Here is a 17,112-nt window from a genome sequence, read left to right on the forward strand (position 1 = left end):
TCGGCAAGCGGTTGCGGGGCGGACGCGGTCGGAGGTCGACGCGCGGGAGATGTGTGCCGCGGCGCGAGGGCCAGGGTGGCGGCGGGTTCCTGCCGATCACGTGCGGTGACGGGGTTTTGCCTCGGCCACCGGTGTCGTCGGGGGTGCGGGTGGCGGGGGTGTCCGATGGGATTGCCCGGCGGTGCGGGGCGGATTGAGCGGATGTGAGTGTGCGGTGTTGTCACCGGGCGCCAACGGCTCTGCGTGATCACCCGGTGCCGGAGCGTGGAACCGGCGGTCTGTCCATCCCCCGTCCGGCCCAGCCTGCCGACCGGGAACGGGACCGGCGTTCGTATGTTCGAGCGAATGTCGGAGGTTGTGTCTACTCCTCGGGGGCCGCACCGGGTACCCACCTAGGTGTGGATTTCACCTCGCGCTGGCGCGCGCCCGCACTGGTGGTGGTCGTGGGGCTGGCCCTGCCGTGGGCCCTGGGGCTCGCACTGGGCTGGGGTCGATGGCTGATCATGCTGGCGCTGCTGGTGTCGCTGGGGCTCAGCGGGCTGGTCGTCAAGCAGATCCTCTTCCAGCGCGACCAGCGCGCGCTGCGCGACGAGGCCGCCCGGCGCCGCGCCGCCGCCGCGAAGCCGCCGACGCCGCCGCACTCCGAGCACCACGTGCCGTCGATCCCGGTGGACAGCGCGGAGCCGTACTACCGGTTCCTGCTCTCGTGCACGGTGTGCTGGGTCCCGCAGGAGCAGGGCCAGCAACAGCACGGCAACCTGCGCGGCCTGGCGGTGCACGCGATCCTGGAGCGCGCCAGGGTCGTCACGATCACCGGCGCCCCCACCGACGTCGACACGGTGCAGACCCGCCTGGCCGCCGAACTGGGCGCGATGCTCCCGGACCGCTCCGGCCAGGTCATCTCCTGGGCCGAGTCCATCGGCCTCACCGTCCCCGACGACGACGCCCGCAGGCTGGCGCGGCTCACCGAGCTGCGCAAGGAGAAGCAGGTCCGCCACCAGGAACGCGAACTGGAACAGCACGCCCGCGCCTACCTCGCCGAAGAGGTCCTCACCGACCCCGGCACGGCCGTCGTCTGGTGGCTGTCCCGGCACCCGGAACAGGTCCGCGAGGCAGCGGAACTCCTCCCCACCTTCGCCCAGCTCACGGCGGCGGTCACCAAGACCGACCCCGACCCCCACTACCAGGCCGAGCGCCTCGACACCCCGGCCCCCGACCGCCCCGCCCTGAGCGCCGTCGCCAACCCCGGCTGGCCCCGCATCACCGCCCACCAGGAAGAAGAACGCCGCCACCTCCGCCGCACCGACGACGACACCCCCGCCTGGCCCCGCGCCAAGGACCACGACGACCGGCCGGACGAGGACACCTCCTCCGCCCGCTGAACCCCACGCACCCCCGAGGCCCGCCGCCCACGGACGGCGGGCCTCGTCGTCTGTCGCGTTCGGACAGGACGATCAAAGTCCTACTGCGACACCCGGCCTGCGACCCGGCCGACCACGGCGTGACCAGTTGGAACAGCCGAGTCGAACTTGCCAAGACTCAAGTGGACAGTGCCCGACACGACAAGGCGCAGCTCGACAAGGCGTGACGCAGAGCGGCAAGGTGCCGCAAGGCGCACGGCGAGGCGCCGCCCCAGCACAGCACAGCGCGGTGCGAGGCAGGGCGGCGCAGCGGGGAGGCTTGGCTCGACTCGGCAAAACGCAGCGCGGCGCCGCAAGGTGCGGTGCGGGACAGGAGGGGCATCCGACCACGCCGAACCTCCACCAGACGCAGCGACAACCAGTCACCCCACAGACCGCAGGTCCAGCTATGGCCATGCCCGGGTGGGTGGATGTGCTCGACGGGCGACCACCCTCGCAACCGGCGGCCCGGCTATGCCCCTGCCCGGGTGGGTGGATGTGTTTGGCCGGGGGTGGCGATCATGTGCAAGCCTGCCCCGGCGGTGGGGCATCCCTTCAGCCCCACCCTGTCACGCTGGGCCACATGATCGCCGTAGGGGCCCCGGCCAAGCACATCCACCCAGCCGGGCACCCACGACAAAACCCCGGCTCGCAGAGCACGGCCCGGCAAGGCGTCGCGGCACAAGGCAGCGGGGCCGGTGCAGAGGCGGGTGGCGGTAGGAGCAAAGCGCCAGCGGATCGGGCGGGGTCAGGCGGCGAACAAGGCAGCGATGAGGCGTTCGCAGCGGTCGGTCATGTCCTGGGCGGATTCGGTGGGGTGGTCCTGCCACCAGCGGACCAGGGCCGTGACCGTGCTGAGCCAGACCGCGACCAGGGCCGAGGCGTCGGTGGGGTCGGTGTTGCCGCGTTCGGCCAGGAGGGAGCGGACGCCGTCGACGGCCATCTCGCTGAGGGTGTGGCGGTAGGCCCGGGCCGCCGCCGCTGCCGCGCTGTCCACCGGTGGGGTGAGGTCGTGGATGAGGGTCCAGTCGTGGGGGCGGGGGCCGAGGGCGGTGAAGACGGCGCGGAGGGTTTCGGCGGGCAGGCGCATGCCGGTGTGGGACCTGGCGGCTTCGATGGAGGTGATGACGTTGTCGGCGCCTCGGCGGAGGCAGGCGATGAACAGGTCCTCCTTGGAGCCGAAGTAGCTGTACACCAGGGGTTTGGAGATGCCCGCGACGGTGGCGACGGTGGCGACCGAGGCGTTGGCGTAGCCGTGGCGGCCGAATTCCGCCACGGCGGCGTCCAGGATCTGGGGTTCCCGTTCCGCCCGGGGGACGCCCTTGGTGCCGGTGTGCGCGGTCATGCGACCGATCCTATCCAGCGGCCTGGGCAGGGAAGTGACTTCGCGGTAATTTACCCGGAGGTCAATTGCCTGGAGGTGGGACGTGCTCGACGCGCTGCGGCACCAGTTCGGCGATCCGATCGGCTACGCGCTGCCGGTGTTCCTCCTGTTCATCGGGGTTGAGCTGGTGGCCCTGCGGTTCCTCGACGACGAGCAGGCGAAGGGGTACCACGGGCGGGACACCGCGGCGAGCCTGTCGATGGGGGCGGTGAGCGTCGGGGTGGGGCTGGTGTTCCGGGCGGGGGCGTTGCTGCTCTACGTCGTGCTGTGGGAGCACGTGGCGCCGTGGCACGTGCCCACCACGTGGTGGTCGTGGGTGGCGCTGCTCGTCGGCGTGGACTTCCTCTTCTACTGGTACCACCGGTTCGCGCACCGGGTTCGGCTGGCCTGGGCCGCCCACCAGGCGCACCACTCCAGTGAGTACTTCAACCTCGGCACCGCGCTGCGGCAGAAGTGGAACCAGTGGTTCGAGGTGCTGGCCTGGGTGCCGCTGCCGCTACTGGGCTTCTCCCCCTGGACCGTCTACACGGCGTTCTCCGCCAACCTGATCTACCAGTTCTTCGTGCACACCGAGAAGGTCGACCGGCTGCCGCGGTGGGTCGAGGCCGTGTTCAACACCCCCTCGCACCACCGGGTGCACCACGGCAGCGACCCCGAGTACCTCGACCGCAACTACGCAGGCGTGCTCATCGTCTGGGACCGCCTCTTCGGGACCTTCCGCGCCGAGCGGCACCGGCCCACCTACGGCCTGACCACCCCGGTCGGGACCTACAACGTCATCAGCCTCCAGTTCCACGAGTACGGGGCGATCCTGCGCGACGTCCGGGCGGCGGGCCGCTGGCGGGACCGGCTCGGGTACGTGCTGGGTCCGCCCGGGTGGCGTCCTGAGCACAGTAGGGAGGACGGCGGGATCCCGCATCCGGTTGTCCACAGGCCCCGGGGCGACGGGGTGGACGGGCCCGCGTGAGGTGGGGCGAACGGCAAGGGCCCCGGCAGCTCGCGCCGCCGGGGCCCCGCGGCCCTCATCGCACGAGGGCGCGACGCCCGGTGTCCCGGCCGGTTGTCGCATGGCGATGAGGGCGTGGCGGCGGCCCCCGGGAATCGACCCTGCACGACACCGGGAGCACCGACCGGTGTCCATGGTCCTCGCCCCGGACCCCGGGCGGCAAACCCGGTCCCCTTTTCGGTGAAGACGACCGCTCGATCGGGTGATGACAATTGTTGACATGGTTGTCGACGACACCGTGGGAATTCGCCGTTTCCTCACCCGTGTGAGCGAGGAAAAACCGGAAGGGTGACGCGGTTTCCCGAATTCCCCGGGCGATCGGCCGGGGGGTGCTTCACCGGATCGGAGCAGCGGGGCCGACCTACATGCGGTTGTCGAGGTAGGCGACCAGGCGCTCCTCGTCGATGCGCAGGAAGCAGCCCTGGCGGACCTCGACGATGCCCGCCTCGCGGAAGCGCTTGAGGAAGTGGCCGACCCGGGAGCGGGTGGTGCCGACCATCCCGGCCAGCTCCTCCTGGGTGATCTTCTCGTCGATGCGCAGCGTGCGGGCCTCGCGCTTGCCCAGCTTGCGGCCCAGGCTGAGCAGGGTGGAGCCGAGCCGCTGCTCGCTGTCGACGGTGACCAGGTCGCTGATGACCTGCTGCTGCTCGGCCAGGCGGGTGGCCATGTGGCGGACGAAGTCCTCCAGCAGGCCCTCGCGGCGCATGGCGACGAGGAAGGCGTCCATCGCCATGTACTGCAGCACGGTGGGGACCATGGCGATGGCGGTCTCCGCGCGGGGGCCGCCGAGCACGCACAGCTCGCCGAACAGGTCGCCCGCCGGGTGGATGGACAGCAGGCACTCCTTGCCGCCCTTGGAGTACATGACGGTCTTGATGCGGCCGGAGCGGACCAGGTACACCTGGTCGCAGCGGTAGCCGCAGTTGTAGACGTTGGCGTTCTTGTCGACCCGGACCGACGGGGCGCTGAGCGTCTCCCGGGTGATCATCGATTCGAGCCGCTCGGCGAAGGACGTGCTGGACAGTGGCGCCAAGGTCATCGACATGGCGAACCCCCTCGAAGCGCGGTCGGCCGGTGGTGCGGCGGTCGACCGGTCTGTGAGCATGGTGTGGGTGGTGACGCCCCTGGCGCGTATTCGCGGATCGGGACCGTGAACTGCTGAAACCTGGCGACTGCGGTGACGACAACTGTCACAACCCGGAGGTCGGGCCGCAGCGGGGCAGGGGGGTCGATCCATCCCATCGACCGGGGGTGCCGCTGGTGGACCGGGGTGGTGTGAACCCCTACTTACACCAGTCAAGCCGGCGTACTATGTACTGGAAGTCAGATCCAGGGCCAGTCAAGGGTTCGCGCCTGCGCACCGGATGCTGGAACGCCCGCCTTGACAGAGGTCAGTTCGACCTGGGTTGCGGTAGAGTCGACACCTAAGTGTCCAGCGTCGGAGGGGGCGACATGAGCCAGACCGAGGCCCACGAGGGCCAGCGAGGCGGTCAACACGGCGGTGGCGATGGTCTTCATGACTTCCTCCGGAGCTTGTTGACTTGAGTCAGTGACTAGAGGAAATCATGAGTCAGCAACGGAGTCAACAATTGTCAGCACCATTGCGTGCGGGTAAGGTCTCCCAGCCTGAGTTCGGTCAACGGCTCAAGGAGCTGCGGCTGCAGCGCGGGATGTCGCAGCGCGATCTCGTCGCCGACGGCGGCACGGTCAGCGCCAGCTACGTCTCGCTGCTGGAGGCGGGCAACCGGGTGCCGACCCTGGAAGTGGTGCACCAGCTGGCGCGCACGCTCGGGGTGCGCCCGCGCGACCTCGCGGGCGATAGCTGGCCCGACGACGGCGCCTCGACGACCGCCCGGACCAGCGAACATGACTCGGGTCAACTGATGACCCGCATCCTCACCCAGTCCGCGTTCGCCTCCGGTGACCTGGTCGACGCCCGCCGCCACGCCGAGGACGCCTTCGACCGGGCCCGCCAGCACGGCGAGTCCACTTCGATCATCGAGAGCGGGATGTCGCTGCAGCGCATCCTGGGCATGACCAACGAGCACCGGCAGCGGCTGGCCGTCCTCGACGAGCTGGCCAAGGTGGCCGACACCGCGGGCCTGGAGACCATCCAGCTCTCCATCAGCATCGACCTGGCCACCGCGTGCCGCGCGGTCGGCGAGCTGAACCGGGCGCGGGCGCTGCTGAGCGAGACCCAGCACGCCCTGGTGGTCAGCCCGCTCGCGGGCACGGCCGAGGAGGTCCGGCTCTACGCGGTGCAGATCTCGGTCCTGTGCGACCTCGACGAGTCACCGCTGGCGCTGGACCTGATCGACCCGATGCTGGCCGCGGCGACCACTCTGGACTCCCCGGCCACCTCGGGGCGGGCGTACTGGACCGCGGCGGTGGCGCTGGGCCGCGCCGGGATGCGCGCGGACGCGCTGAGCCACCTGGAGAAGGCGCGCGACTCGCTCAACGGGTCGATGCCGGTGCAGGACTGGCTGCGGTTCTGCCGGGCGGCGGCGTCGATCCAGCTCGACTGCGGCGGCGACCTGGAGGAGGTGCGCAAGCTGATCGCGGACGCGCGCAGCGCCCAGCGCACGCTGAGCATGTCGACCGACCGCGACGAGGTGGACAGCCTCCAGGCGCGGTTCGAACTGGCCTCGGGCGCCCCGCGCGAGGCCATGCGGATCTCGCAGGAGGTGCTCGACCGGGCCGAGGTCGCCGGTTACGAGCTGCTGCGGCTGCGCCGGACGCTGGCGCTGGCCGCGCAGGAGGCGGGCGAGACCGAGGTGGCGATCGCGTCGCTGCGGACGCTGGCGGCGGACGCGGAGGACGAGGGCGCGCTGTCGATCGCGGTGTGGGCCTGGAAGCGGCTGGAGTCGTTGCGGGACAGGTGAGACCACGGCGGTGGGGGGGGACCGCCGAGAGCCACCCCAGGGGACGTCCGCCGTCCGCCCGGGGTGGCTTTCTCGTCGTCGGACTAGGCCGTGAAGTCGTAGTCCAGCGTGTACTCGGCGGTGGTGGCGTCGACCGCGGTCACGGTCCCCTTGCCGCGCAGGCCGACCAGCTCGCCGGTGCCCGAGCCGGGCACGACGAACCAGGTGGAGGTGGGCGGGCCGCCGTCGACAACGCCCTCGGTCTGCAGGACGAACTGGCCCGCCTTGCCGTCGAGGGTGCCGGTGATCCGCTGCAGACCCACGAAACTGGCGTAGTTCTCCGGGTAGACCAGCAGGTAGGTCAGCGTGCCCTCCCCGACGATGGTGCCCTCGAAGGTGTTCTTCACGTCGGCCTTGGCCAGCGCGGGGACGCCGTCGCCGGTGTCGTAGGGGGCCTCGTCCCACACCGAGGTGATGAACTTGCCGGTGGCGGTGGTGCTCATGCGGTTTCCTTCTCTTCTCCGGGAACGGCTGCCGGTGCGTGCGGCACGCGCAGCACGGCCGCGCAGACCAGCAGCGCGAGGACCGCCAGGCCCGCACCGGTGAGGAACACGCCCTGGAAGCCGCCGATGGCCTCCGGGGTGGGGGTGGACAGCGGCAGCATCGGGATCTCGCCGGTGAGGCCCGAGGCGATGGTCAGCACGGCGATGCCGATGGACCCGCCGATGAGGACGGCCACGTTGAACAGGCCCGACACCGCGCCCGCGTCGCGCGGGTCGACGCCGGAGGTGGCCGAGATGGACAGCGGCACGAACGTCAGGCCGATGCCCAGGCCCGCCAGCACCGTCGGGCCGAGGACGTCGCCGACCCAGGACCCGTCGACCGGCACCTGCGACAGCCAGGCCAGGCCCGCGATGATCAGCACGAGTCCGGGCACCAGGGCGGCCTTCACGCCTCGGGCAGCGATGATCTTGTTGGCCAGGGTGGTGGTGACGGCCAGCGCGGCGATGAGCGGCAGGTAGGACAGACCGGTCTGGATGGCGCTGAAGCCCAGGACGTTCTGCAGGTACAGGGTGACGAAGAAGAAGTACCCCATCTGCGTGGTGCCGAAGAGCGCGGTGGCGCCGAGGGAGCCCGCGGTGTTGCGGTTGGCGAACAGGCTCATCGGGATCAGCGGCTCGTGGTGGCGCTTCTCCACCGCCACGAACACCGCCAGCAGCAGCGCGCCGAGCACGAGCAGCCCGACCGAACCCAGGTCCAGGCCCGCACCGCCGTGCGCGCCGAGCAGGGCGTAGGTGATGACGAGCAGCGCGGCGGTGATGGTGATCGCGCCACCGGCGTCGAGGGAGGGCCTGCTGGCGGCCTTGCTCTCCTTGAGCACGAACGGGGCGAGCGCCACGATGGCCAGGCCGACCGGCACGTTGATGTAGAAGATCCACCGCCAGTCCACGGTGGAGGTGAGCACGCCGCCGATGAGCAGGCCGAACAGCGACCCGCCCGCGCTGGCCCCGCCCCAGGCGGCGAGCGCGCCGTTGCGCTCGGCGCCCTCGCGGAACGAGGTGATGATCAGCGACAGCACGGCGGGGGCCGCCGCGGCGGCGCCGATGCCCTGCACCGCGCGGGCCAGCACCAGGACCACCGGGTCGCCCGCGAGGCCGCAGAGCACCGAGGCGGCGGTGAAGACGGACACGCCGGTCATGAGCACGAGCCTGCGCCCGTACACGTCGGCGAGGCGCCCGCCCAGCAGCAGGAGACCGCCGTAGCAGAGCATGTAGCCGTTGACGACCCAGGCGAGGCTGGTGCCGGTGAAGCCGAGGTCTTGCTGGATGCTGGGCAGCGACACGTTCACGATGGTCGCGTCGATCTGGATCATGAACTCGGCCAGCAGCAGGGTCAGCAGGACGATCTTCCCCGCCGTCGCCACCGGTGACGGCGGAGCCGCCCGCTCGAAGGTGTCGGTCATACGGTCTCCCCTGGAGTGGTCACGCGCGGTCGCGCAAGAGGGACCGAGCGTATGGGCGTACCCGGTACGGGCAATGCTCAGAAGTGAGCACCCGGAGGTGTGATCACCGCCGAATGGCCCAGCCCTGCCCGTCCGGGTGGCCCGGGTACGCCGAACGTGTCCGGCCTGCGCAGATTTGCGCAGACCGTGACAACCGTGCGCACCCACCATCGGGGGCCAGTCCACCCCGGTCGTCCGTGCGAGGAGCCACAGCACATGTCTGCCACCAACATCGACCGCCGCCGATTCCTGCAGTTCTCCGCGCTGGCCGCTGGTGTCCTGGGCACCGGGGCGCTGACCGGCTGCGCCTCCCGGGCCTCCAGCACCACCGCGGGCACCGGCACCGACCGCCTGCGCATCGGCATCGCCGACGCCACCAAGAGCACCGCGTTAGACCCGCGGGCCATCGGCTACGGCGCCAGTCTCATGGTGCTGCACCACGTCTACGACTCGCTGATGTTCATCGACGGCGGCAAGTACGCCTACGGCCTGGCCGAGTCGGTCACCCCGAACGCCGACGCCACCAAGTGGACGATCAAGATCCGCCCCGACGCGAAGTTCCACAGCGGCAGGCCGGTGACCGCCGCCGACGTGGCGTTCAGCCTCCAGACCATCGGAGCGCCGAAGTCCACCCGCAGCTCGGTCTACGCCGACGTCGACGGCGCGAACATCAAGGCGCTGGACAAGACCACGCTGGAGGTGCCGCTCAAGCGCCCGCGCGGCGACTTCCGCGAGGCCATCCTGGTGATCTTCTCCGTGGTGTTCCCCGAGGGCACCACCGACTTCACCAAGGTCGACGGCTCCGGCCCGTACACGCTCGACACCAACGACGGCAAGAACGTGGTGCTGCTGGCCAACAAGGGCTACTGGGGCGCCAAGCCGCCGCTGACCCGGCTCGACATCGCCAGGATGGCCGACGCGCCCGCCCGGCTCAACGCGCTCAAGGCAGGCGAGATCGACTACGCGGTGGGCATCTCCGCCACCGGGGCCCAGGCCGAGCGGGCCAACCAGGGCATCGAGCTCAAGCGCGGCGGCGCGGCCAACTCCAACGGCCTGTCGTTCAGCATGAACGTCAACCTCAAGCCGTTCGACGACCCGCGGGTGCGCCGGGCCGTCCGGCTCGCCGTGGACCGCAAGGCGCTGGTGGACAACTCCCTGCTCGGCCTGGCCACCCCGGGCAACGACGTGATCGGCCTCGGCCTGCCCGGCTACGCCGACCTGCCCGAGCGCACCCAGGACCTCGACGGGGCGCGGGAGCTGTTCCAGCAGGCCGGGGTGAGCGAGCTGACGCTGCGCATCGCCGAGCTGGTGCCCGGTCTGGTCGGCGCGGCGCAGCTCTTCGGCCAGCAGCTCGGGCAGGCGGGGGTGAAGCTGAACCTGGAGCAGGTCCCGGCCGACACCTACTACGCCGACCTGTCCTCGCTGGCGAAGACGCCGTTCCAGGGCTTCTACTACCTCAACCGCCCGGCCGCCGTGCACCTGGCCGCGGTGACCAACGCCAAGGCCCCGTTCAACGTGACCGGCCAGGGCGCCGACCACCAGAAGCGGCTCACCGAGGCGCAGAGCACCGTCGACGACACCGCGCGCGCGGCCAGGTTCGCCGACATCCAGCGCCGGTTCCACGACGAGGGCGGCGACGTGCTCTGGGGCTTCCAGGAGCAGGTCGACGCGGCCCGCCCCGGCGTGCGCGACGTGCAGGTGCGCGACTCGCTGCCGCTGTTCATGAAGGCGTCCGCCTGAGGAGGCAACCGTGAGAGCACTGTTGTTCCTGGCAAGAAGACTGCTCGCCGCGGCGGGCACCCTGCTGGCGGTGTCGATCGTGCTGTTCGCGGGCTCGGAGGTGCTGCCGGGGGACGCGGCGGCGGCCTCGCTGGGCACCAACGCCACCGCGGAGCAGACCGCCGCCGTCCGCGCCGAACTCGGCCTCGACCGGCCGCTGGCGGTGCGGTACGCGGAGTGGGTCGGCAACGCCGTGCGGGGTGACCTCGGGGACAGCATCGTCGAGCGCGCCCCGGTCACCGAGATCGTGGCGATCCCGCTGGCGGACACCGCGCTGCTGACGATCCTCGCCGCGCTGGCGACCATCGTGCTGGCCACCGCGATCGGCCTGGCGGCTGGGCTGCGGCCGGGCAGCAGGCTCGACCGGGTGCTCTCCAGCGGCGCGCTGGTGGCGGTGTCGGTACCGCAGTTCGTCATCGCCGGGCTGCTGGTGCTGCTGTTCTCCACCGTGCTCGGCTGGTTCCCGGCGGTGTCGCTGATCCCGGCGGGCGGGGCGCCGCTGGACCGCCCGGAGATCCTGGTGCTGCCGGTGGCGGCGCTGACGATCTTCGCCGCGGCCTGGGCGTCCCGGCTGATCCGGGCCATCGTCATCGACGCCGACACCGCGCCGAACGTGGAGGCCGCCCGGCTGGCCGGGCTGCCGGAGTCGGTGGTCATCCGCAGGCACCTGCTGCCCGCCACCGTCGGCCCGGCCGCGCAGGCGTTCGCCTGGCTGGCCAGCGCGCTGTTCGGCGGCACGGCGGTGGTGGAGCAGATCTTCAACTACCCGGGCCTGTCCGAGACGCTGGTCAGCGCCGTGCGCCACCACGACACCCCGGTGCTGGAGGGGGTGGGGCTGCTGCTGGCGGCGATCATCATCGGTTCGCTGGTGGTCGCCGACCTCGTCGGGCTCCTGGCCAACCCGAAGCTGAGGACGGCATGACACCCACAGCGCAAACACTGACCCGGGCGGTGGCACCCGCCCCGCCGCGGAACCGGCGCAAGCTGCTCGGCCTGCTGTTCCTGGTGCCGGGCATCCTGGTGGCGGGCCTGGCGATCATCGGCCCGTGGCTCACCGGCGCGGACCCGCAGCTCATCGTCGCACCGCCGTACACCGAGGCCGGGCCGGGGCTGCCGCTGGGCACCGACGCCACCGGCCGGGACGTGTGGGTGCGGGTGCTCACCGGCGGTCGGCCGCTGATCGTGATCCCGGTGCTGGCCACCATCGCCACGGCCGTGCTCGGCACCGCGCTGGGCGCCGCCGCGGGCTACCTCGGCGGCTGGTTCGACGCGGTGGTGTCCCGGTTCGACGCGCTGTTCCTGGCGTTCCCGCCGATCCTGGCCATGCTGATCCTGCTCAACGGCTGGGGCTACTCGCCGGTGACGCTGATCGCCGCGGTCGTCGTGACCGGGGTGCCGTTCGTGTCCAGGGTGGCCAGGGCGGCCACCGCGCAGATCGTCCACAGCGGATTCGTCGACGCCGCCGCCGCGCTCGGCGACGGGTCGGCGGCGATCCTGGTCCGCGAGGTCCTGCCGAACATCGCCCGGCCGATCCTGGCCGACGCGGGCACCCGGCTGGCCATCGCCATCACCCTCACCGCCTCGGCGGGCTTCCTCGGCTTCGGCCCGGACGCGCCCAACTGGGGCGCGATGATCAGCGAGAACATGGAGGGCATCACCCTCACCCCGTGGGGCGTCGTCGCCCCGGCGCTCGGGCTCGCGGTCCTCGCCGTCTCCACCAACCTGGCCATCGACCGACTCGCGGGAAAGATCGGCACATGATCGAGATCACCGACCTGACCGTCGCCGACACCTCCGGCCGCGCCGTGCTCGACCGGGTCTCGCTGCACGTCTCTCCCGGTGACCGGGTGGGCATCGTGGGCGAGTCCGGCTCCGGCAAGACCACCCTGGCCACCGCCCTGCTCGGCGCGATCCGCCCCGGCCTGCGCGCGGTCGGCGGCACCGTCACCTTCTCCGGCACCGACGTCCTCGCCCTCGACCGGCGCAGGCTGCGGGCGCTGCGCCGCAAGTCGATCGCCTACCTCGGGCAGGACCCGGCCACCGCGCTCACCCCGACCCTGCGGGTGGGCGGGCAGGTGGCCGAGCTGGCCACCGACCCGTCCCCGGAGTCGGTCGCCCGGCACCTGGCCGGTGTCGGCCTGCCCGGCGACCGGGCGTTCCAGCGGCGCTTCCCGCACCAGCTCTCCGGCGGGCAGCAGCAGCGGCTGGCGCTGGCCCGGGTCCTGGCGGGCGACCCGGAGCTGCTGATCCTCGACGAGCCCACCACCGGCCTCGACGCGATCACCCAGGACCTGGTGCTGCGCCAGATCGAGGAACTGGCCGCGGCGCGCGGCATCACGCTGCTGTTCATCACCCACGACCTCGTCGCCGCCGCGCGCCTGTCCGACCGGCTGGTGGTGCTGCGGCACGGCCGGGTGGTGGAGGAGGGCCCGCTGGCCGCGACGCTGTCGGCACCCCGGCACCCGTACACGCGGGAGCTGGTGGCGGCGGTGCCGGACGTGGCCGAGGCGTTCGAGAAGTACGGGCACTCGGTGTTCGAGACGTCGCGGGCCCCGCTGCTGGAGGTCCGCGCCCTGGGCGCCGGGCACGGCCGGGGCCGCAAGCGGGTCACCACCGCGCGCGAGGTGTCGTTCACCGTCGAGCGCGGCGAGTGCGTGGCGCTGCTCGGCGAGTCCGGCTCCGGCAAGACCACCATCGCCCGGTGCGTCAGCGGCCACCACCGCCCCGACTCCGGTGAGGTCGTCGTGGACGGGGAGGTCCTGCCCGACGTGCGGTCGCGGACCCTGGCGCAGCGGCGCAAGGTGCAGCTCGTGCCGCAGGACTCGGCGGGCTCGCTCAACCCCCGCCGCACGGTCGGCGCGGCCATCAGCCGGGTGCTGAAGGTGTTGCAGGGCCTCACCGGGGCCGCGGCGGAGGCGGAGACCGCGCGGCTGCTCGCCCTCGTCGGCCTGCCCGCGGAGATGGCCGGGCGGCTGCCCCGGCAGCTCTCCGGCGGGCAGCGGCAGCGGGTCACGATCGCCCGCGCGCTGGCGGCCAAACCGGACCTGCTGGTGTGCGACGAGATCACCTCCAGCCTGGACGTGCGGGTGCAGGCCGGGGTGCTGGACCTGGTGGCGTCGCTGAGCGAGTCCGAGGGCCTGGGCGTCGTGCTGATCACCCACGACCTGGGGGTGATCGCGCGGATGGCCGACCGGGTGCTGGCGCTGCGCGGCGGCGAGGTGTGCGAGCAGGGCACGGTGCACGAGGTGCTCGGCGAACCGCGGCACGAGTGGACCGCGGCGCTGGTGGCCGCGGTGCCGTCGCTGCGCGCCGAACTGGACGCCCGCGTCGCATGAGCGGCACCCGGCTGCCGTCGCTCACCGGGCTGCGGTTCGCCGCCGCCTTCGCCGTCTTCGCCTTCCACGCCGCCATCGAGGGCGTGTTCGCCGACCCCGGCCTGGGTGCCGGGCTGGGGTCGGCGGTGAGCCGGGCCGGGTTCTTCGGGGTGGAGTTCTTCTTCGTCCTCAGCGGTTTTGTGCTCACCTGGAACCACCGGCCCGGCCGGGCGCGGGCGTTCTGGTGGCGCCGGGCGCGCAAGGTGTACCCGAACCACGTGGTGACGTGGGTGGCGGCGGTCGTGCTGATGCTGGTGGCCGGGCAGGCGGTGGTGGGCTGGCAGGTGCTGCCGAACCTGCTGCTGGTACACGCCTGGGTGCCGGTGCCGCAGGTGCTGTCGAGCGCGAACATCGTGGCCTGGTCGCTGGCCTGCGAAGTGCTGTTCTACCTGCTGTTCCCGCTGCTGCACCGGGTCGTGGCCGGGGTGCGGCGGCTGTGGTGGTGGGTCGGCGGGGCGGTGGCGCTGATCTTCCTGCTGCCGGTCGTGGCGCTGGTGTTCCTGCCCGGTGACCCGATGGTGGCGACGCCGGGCGGGCCGGTGCCGTTCCACGCCGTCTGGTTCGTCTACCTGTTCCCGCTCGCCAGGGTGCCGGAGTTCGTGCTCGGGATGCTCGTCGCCCGCCTGGTGCGCGACGGGCGGTGGACCCCGCCGTCGCTGGGCGTCTCGGCGCTGCTGGCGGGGCTGGCGTACCTGGCGGCGTTCAGCGTGCCGTACCTGTGGTCGAAGGTGGCGGTCGGCGCGGTGCCGCTGGCGCTGGTGATCGCCTCGGCCGCGGTCGCCGACCTGCGCGGCTCCCCGTCACCGCTGCGGTCGCGGGCGTTCGTGTGGCTCGGGGAGGTGTCGTTCGCCTTCTACCTGGTGCACCGGCTGGTCCTGGTCACCGGGCACTCGCTGCTGGGCGGCGGGGCGTGGGGCGCGGTCGGCGGGGTGGCGTTCCTGCTCGGCGCGCTCGGGGTGTCGCTGCTGCTGTCGTGGGCCCTGTACACCGGTGTGGAGCGCCCACTGACCCGGCGAGTTGTCACCGGGGACGAAAAAGCCAGGCTGGGGTGACAAGTTCTCCCCGGTGTTGACGCCACCCTTGACCTGCGGTAACGGGCGTCAATAGCGTCCGTGGGACGGTTCGGTCAGGGGAATGGGGTTTCAGTGGTGGGTGTCCGAAGGCGTGCACTCGGGGTTCTGCTCGCGGCGGCCGCCGTCGTGGGCGGGGCCGTGGCGTTCGTCCAACCGTCCGCGGTCGCCGCGGGCGGACCGGGAACGCTGGTCAGCTCGACCCCGCTCGCGGCCGGGCAGGTCCCCGCCGGGGCCGGGAGCGGCTACAAGATCCTCTACTCCTCCACCGGTGTCGGCGGCGGCGCCACCGACGTCAGCGGCCTGGTCTACCTGCCGCAGGGCGCCCCACCCCCGGGTGGCTGGCGGGTGCTGTCGTGGGCGCACGGCACCACCGGCCTCGGCGACCAGTGCGCGCCGTCGGCGCTCGGACCCGACGGCTACCTCTCCGGCTGGCTCAACGCCGGGTACGCGGTCGTGGCGACCGACTACGCCGGGCTCGGCACCCCGGGCAGCCACCCCTACCTCGACGGCAAGGTCGCCGCGCACGGGGTGATCGACGCCGTGCGGGCCGGGCGCGAGCTCAACCCGGGGCTGTCGGCGCACTGGTTCGTCGCCGGGCAGTCCCAGGGCGGGCACGCGGCGATGTTCACCGGGCACGAGGCCGCCGCCTACGCCCCCGAGCTGGACTTCCGCGGCACCATCGGGCACGGCGTGCCGTCGAACCTGAGCTACTTCGTCTCGCTGATCGGCCCCACGTTCCCGCCGTCGCTGATCGGCACCGGGACCAAGACGCTGATCGCGTTCATCCTCGCCGGGATGCGCACCGCCGTGCCGAGCTTCGACCTCGACTCGTACCTGACCCCGCTGGGCCGCGAGGTCGTGGGCAAGGCCGACACGCTGTGCAACGGGGCGCTCGGCGCGCTGATGGCGCAGACGAACCTGGCCGACATGTTCACCAAGGACCTCGGCCCGGCGTTCCAGCAGGCCTGGGGGGCGGTGTTCGACGTCCCGGTCACCGGCTACGACAAGCCGGTCTTCATCGCCCAGGGCTCGCAGGACGACGTCGTGGCACCGTCGCTGACCGCCCAGCTCGTCACGGCGTTGCAGCAGAACAACCAGCCGCTGACGTTCACCTCCTACCCGAGCGGCCACGGCGGCACGCCGGGCGCGGCGCTGCCGGACGCGCTCGCGTTCGCCGACCGGCTGTTCGCGGGCATCACCGACCCGACCACCCCGCCCACCACGCCGCCGACGACCCCGCCGACCACCCCGCCCGCGCCGGGTCCGGCGGACGTGAAGGCCACCGCGGACCGGGCCCCCGACGCGGGCGGCTGGTACCGCGCGCCGTTCACCGCGAAGTGGTCCGCCACCGCCGCGGCGGGCATCGCCTCCTGCACCACGACGGCCTACCCCGGCCCGGACACCGCCACCGGGTCGCTGACCGGCACCTGCACCGACAACAACGGCAAGAGCGCGGACGCGGCGTTCGCCTTCAAGTACGACGCCACGGCGCCGACGGCGGCGATGACGAGCGGCGGCTACGTCCGCTCCGGCGCCACCGTCGCGGGCACCGCCACCGACGCCACCTCCGGTGTGCGCGAAGCGACGGTCACCTTCGCCGACCTGATGGGCAAGCGCGCCACCCGCCCGGCCACCTGCGCGGCCGACTGCACCACGTGGACGGCACCGACCACCGGCCTGCGCGGCATCTACCTGGTGTCCGCCTCCGCCGTGGACGCGGCGGGCAACACCGGCGCGGCGAGCGCGGCCAAGCTGGTGCTGGTCCTCTAGACCGGACAACGCGAGCGGCCCGCCCGGATCACCCGGGCGGGCCGCACTCGTTTCACGGGCTCACCAGAAGGAGACGGCGCCGCCCTCGACCGCGCCGAAGATGCGCCACAGCATCCCGTCCTTCACCACGTAGGCGCCGAACGCCACCTCCGTCGTCCCCTTGATGCTCATGGTGCTGCGGGTCATGATCGTGTCGCCGCTGTGGATGTACTCGTCCATCGAGACGAACTCGACGCCCAGGGCCCAGTACCGCTCCAGCACCTCCCGGATCTCCGCGCGCCCGCGCAGGACGCCCTGGAAGCGGGCCCACTCGGCGTCGGGGTGGTACAGCTCGACGAGGGCTTCGAAGTCGCCCCGGGCGGTGGCCTCGGCCATGGCGGCGAAGACGGGGTGGACGTCGGGGGTGGTGGCCGTGCTCGTGGCGGTCATCCGGTCTTGACTCCTCAGGGGTGGGGGGCGGAAC

The 17,112-nt window shown here is 72.2% G+C and carries 15 protein-coding genes; 9 read left to right on the top strand and 6 right to left on the bottom strand.

Annotated elements, in window-relative coordinates; genetic code table 11:
* The first annotated feature begins 398 nt into the window (after positions 1-398).
* Complete coding sequence (locus L6E12_RS10230; RefSeq protein ID WP_236227666.1) at positions 399-1,382, top strand: hypothetical protein; 984 nt, start codon at positions 399-401, stop codon at positions 1,380-1,382.
* Between the two features lie 766 nt (positions 1,383-2,148).
* On the opposite strand, the gene L6E12_RS10235 is transcribed toward L6E12_RS10230, so the two are convergent.
* Complete coding sequence (locus tag L6E12_RS10235) at positions 2,149-2,745, bottom strand: TetR/AcrR family transcriptional regulator (RefSeq protein WP_236227667.1); 597 nt, start codon at positions 2,743-2,745, stop codon at positions 2,149-2,151.
* An 82-nt stretch (positions 2,746-2,827) separates the two neighbouring features.
* Here L6E12_RS10235 and L6E12_RS10240 point away from each other — a divergent pair, with 82 nt between their 5' ends.
* Positions 2,828-3,751 (top strand): sterol desaturase family protein, encoded by a 924-nt coding sequence (locus L6E12_RS10240; protein ID WP_236227668.1) that lies wholly within the window; start codon positions 2,828-2,830, stop codon positions 3,749-3,751.
* A 400-nt stretch (positions 3,752-4,151) separates the two neighbouring features.
* Here the strand turns inward: L6E12_RS10240 and L6E12_RS10245 are convergent, their stop codons facing one another.
* Together L6E12_RS10245 and L6E12_RS10250 are read right to left on the bottom strand one after the other, a co-directional pair.
* A complete protein-coding gene (locus L6E12_RS10245) occupies positions 4,152-4,835 on the bottom strand; it encodes a Crp/Fnr family transcriptional regulator (protein WP_236227669.1) in 684 nt (227 codons plus the stop codon).
* Positions 4,836-5,113: 278 nt separating this feature from the next.
* A complete protein-coding gene (locus L6E12_RS10250) occupies positions 5,114-5,308 on the bottom strand; it encodes a hypothetical protein (RefSeq protein ID WP_236227670.1) in 195 nt (64 codons plus the stop codon).
* 47 nt (positions 5,309-5,355) lie between these two features.
* Between L6E12_RS10250 and L6E12_RS10255 the strand changes: the two genes are divergently transcribed.
* Positions 5,356-6,672 (top strand): helix-turn-helix domain-containing protein, encoded by a 1,317-nt coding sequence (locus tag L6E12_RS10255; RefSeq protein ID WP_255683126.1) that lies wholly within the window; start codon positions 5,356-5,358, stop codon positions 6,670-6,672.
* Between the two features lie 83 nt (positions 6,673-6,755).
* Here L6E12_RS10255 and L6E12_RS10260 read toward each other — a convergent pair whose 3' ends face one another.
* Complete coding sequence (locus tag L6E12_RS10260; protein WP_035279049.1) at positions 6,756-7,154, bottom strand: DUF3224 domain-containing protein; 399 nt, start codon at positions 7,152-7,154, stop codon at positions 6,756-6,758.
* A complete protein-coding gene (locus L6E12_RS10265; protein ID WP_236227672.1) occupies positions 7,151-8,614 on the bottom strand; it encodes an MFS transporter in 1,464 nt (487 codons plus the stop codon). Before L6E12_RS10265 ends, L6E12_RS10260 begins: the two co-directional genes overlap by 4 nt.
* 255 nt (positions 8,615-8,869) lie before the next feature.
* Here L6E12_RS10265 and L6E12_RS10270 point away from each other — a divergent pair, with 255 nt between their 5' ends.
* The 6 genes from L6E12_RS10270 to L6E12_RS10295 all read left to right on the top strand — a co-directional run bounded on the left by L6E12_RS10270 (position 8,870) and on the right by L6E12_RS10295 (position 16,649).
* Positions 8,870-10,393, top strand: a complete 1,524-nt coding sequence (locus L6E12_RS10270; RefSeq protein WP_236227673.1) for an ABC transporter substrate-binding protein — start codon at positions 8,870-8,872, stop codon at positions 10,391-10,393.
* A 10-nt stretch (positions 10,394-10,403) separates the two neighbouring features.
* On the top strand, positions 10,404-11,354 hold the full coding sequence (locus tag L6E12_RS10275; RefSeq protein WP_236227674.1) for an ABC transporter permease: 951 nt from the start codon (positions 10,404-10,406) through the stop codon (positions 11,352-11,354).
* Positions 11,351-12,193 carry an ABC transporter permease gene (locus tag L6E12_RS10280; protein WP_236227675.1) on the top strand — a complete coding sequence of 281 codons (843 nt, stop codon included), beginning with the start codon at positions 11,351-11,353 and terminating at the stop codon, positions 12,191-12,193. The genes L6E12_RS10275 and L6E12_RS10280 overlap by 4 nt, the downstream gene beginning before the upstream one ends.
* A complete protein-coding gene (locus tag L6E12_RS10285) occupies positions 12,190-13,767 on the top strand; it encodes an ABC transporter ATP-binding protein (protein ID WP_236227676.1) in 1,578 nt (525 codons plus the stop codon). Before L6E12_RS10280 ends, L6E12_RS10285 begins: the two co-directional genes overlap by 4 nt.
* Positions 13,764-14,858, top strand: coding sequence for an acyltransferase (locus L6E12_RS10290; protein ID WP_236227677.1), 1,095 nt, complete (start codon positions 13,764-13,766; stop codon positions 14,856-14,858). Before L6E12_RS10285 ends, L6E12_RS10290 begins: the two co-directional genes overlap by 4 nt.
* Before the next feature lie 96 nt (positions 14,859-14,954).
* On the top strand, positions 14,955-16,649 hold the full coding sequence (locus L6E12_RS10295; RefSeq protein ID WP_236227678.1) for a lipase family protein: 1,695 nt from the start codon (positions 14,955-14,957) through the stop codon (positions 16,647-16,649).
* 60 nt (positions 16,650-16,709) lie between these two features.
* Here L6E12_RS10295 and L6E12_RS10300 read toward each other — a convergent pair whose 3' ends face one another.
* The gene (locus L6E12_RS10300; protein WP_255683127.1) at positions 16,710-17,078 is read right to left on the bottom strand and encodes a nuclear transport factor 2 family protein; all 369 of its coding nucleotides are present in this window, start codon (positions 17,076-17,078) and stop codon (positions 16,710-16,712) included.
* Positions 17,079-17,112 lie beyond the last annotated feature (34 nt).

The sequence above is a fragment of the Actinokineospora sp. PR83 genome (assembly GCF_021056305.1).
GTDB lineage: Bacteria > Actinomycetota > Actinomycetes > Mycobacteriales > Pseudonocardiaceae > Actinokineospora > Actinokineospora spheciospongiae.

Bases quoted from the DNA above. Each gene is read 5' to 3' on its own strand.
- L6E12_RS10300 (WP_255683127.1), bottom strand. From the start codon at position 17,078: ATGACCGCCACGAGCACGGCCACCACCCCCGACGTCCACCCCGTCTTC.
- L6E12_RS10260 (WP_035279049.1), bottom strand. From the start codon at position 7,154: ATGAGCACCACCGCCACCGGCAAGTTCATCACCTCGGTGTGGGACGAG.
- L6E12_RS10285 (WP_236227676.1), top strand. From the start codon at position 12,190: ATGATCGAGATCACCGACCTGACCGTCGCCGACACCTCCGGCCGCGCC.
- L6E12_RS10290 (WP_236227677.1), top strand. From the start codon at position 13,764: ATGAGCGGCACCCGGCTGCCGTCGCTCACCGGGCTGCGGTTCGCCGCC.
- L6E12_RS10280 (WP_236227675.1), top strand. From the start codon at position 11,351: ATGACACCCACAGCGCAAACACTGACCCGGGCGGTGGCACCCGCCCCG.
- L6E12_RS10270 (WP_236227673.1), top strand. From the start codon at position 8,870: ATGTCTGCCACCAACATCGACCGCCGCCGATTCCTGCAGTTCTCCGCG.
- L6E12_RS10245 (WP_236227669.1), bottom strand. From the start codon at position 4,835: ATGTCGATGACCTTGGCGCCACTGTCCAGCACGTCCTTCGCCGAGCGG.
- L6E12_RS10235 (WP_236227667.1), bottom strand. From the start codon at position 2,745: ATGACCGCGCACACCGGCACCAAGGGCGTCCCCCGGGCGGAACGGGAA.
- L6E12_RS10250 (WP_236227670.1), bottom strand. From the start codon at position 5,308: ATGAAGACCATCGCCACCGCCGTGTTGACCGCCTCGCTGGCCCTCGTG.
- L6E12_RS10265 (WP_236227672.1), bottom strand. From the start codon at position 8,614: ATGACCGACACCTTCGAGCGGGCGGCTCCGCCGTCACCGGTGGCGACG.
- L6E12_RS10255 (WP_255683126.1), top strand. From the start codon at position 5,356: ATGAGTCAGCAACGGAGTCAACAATTGTCAGCACCATTGCGTGCGGGT.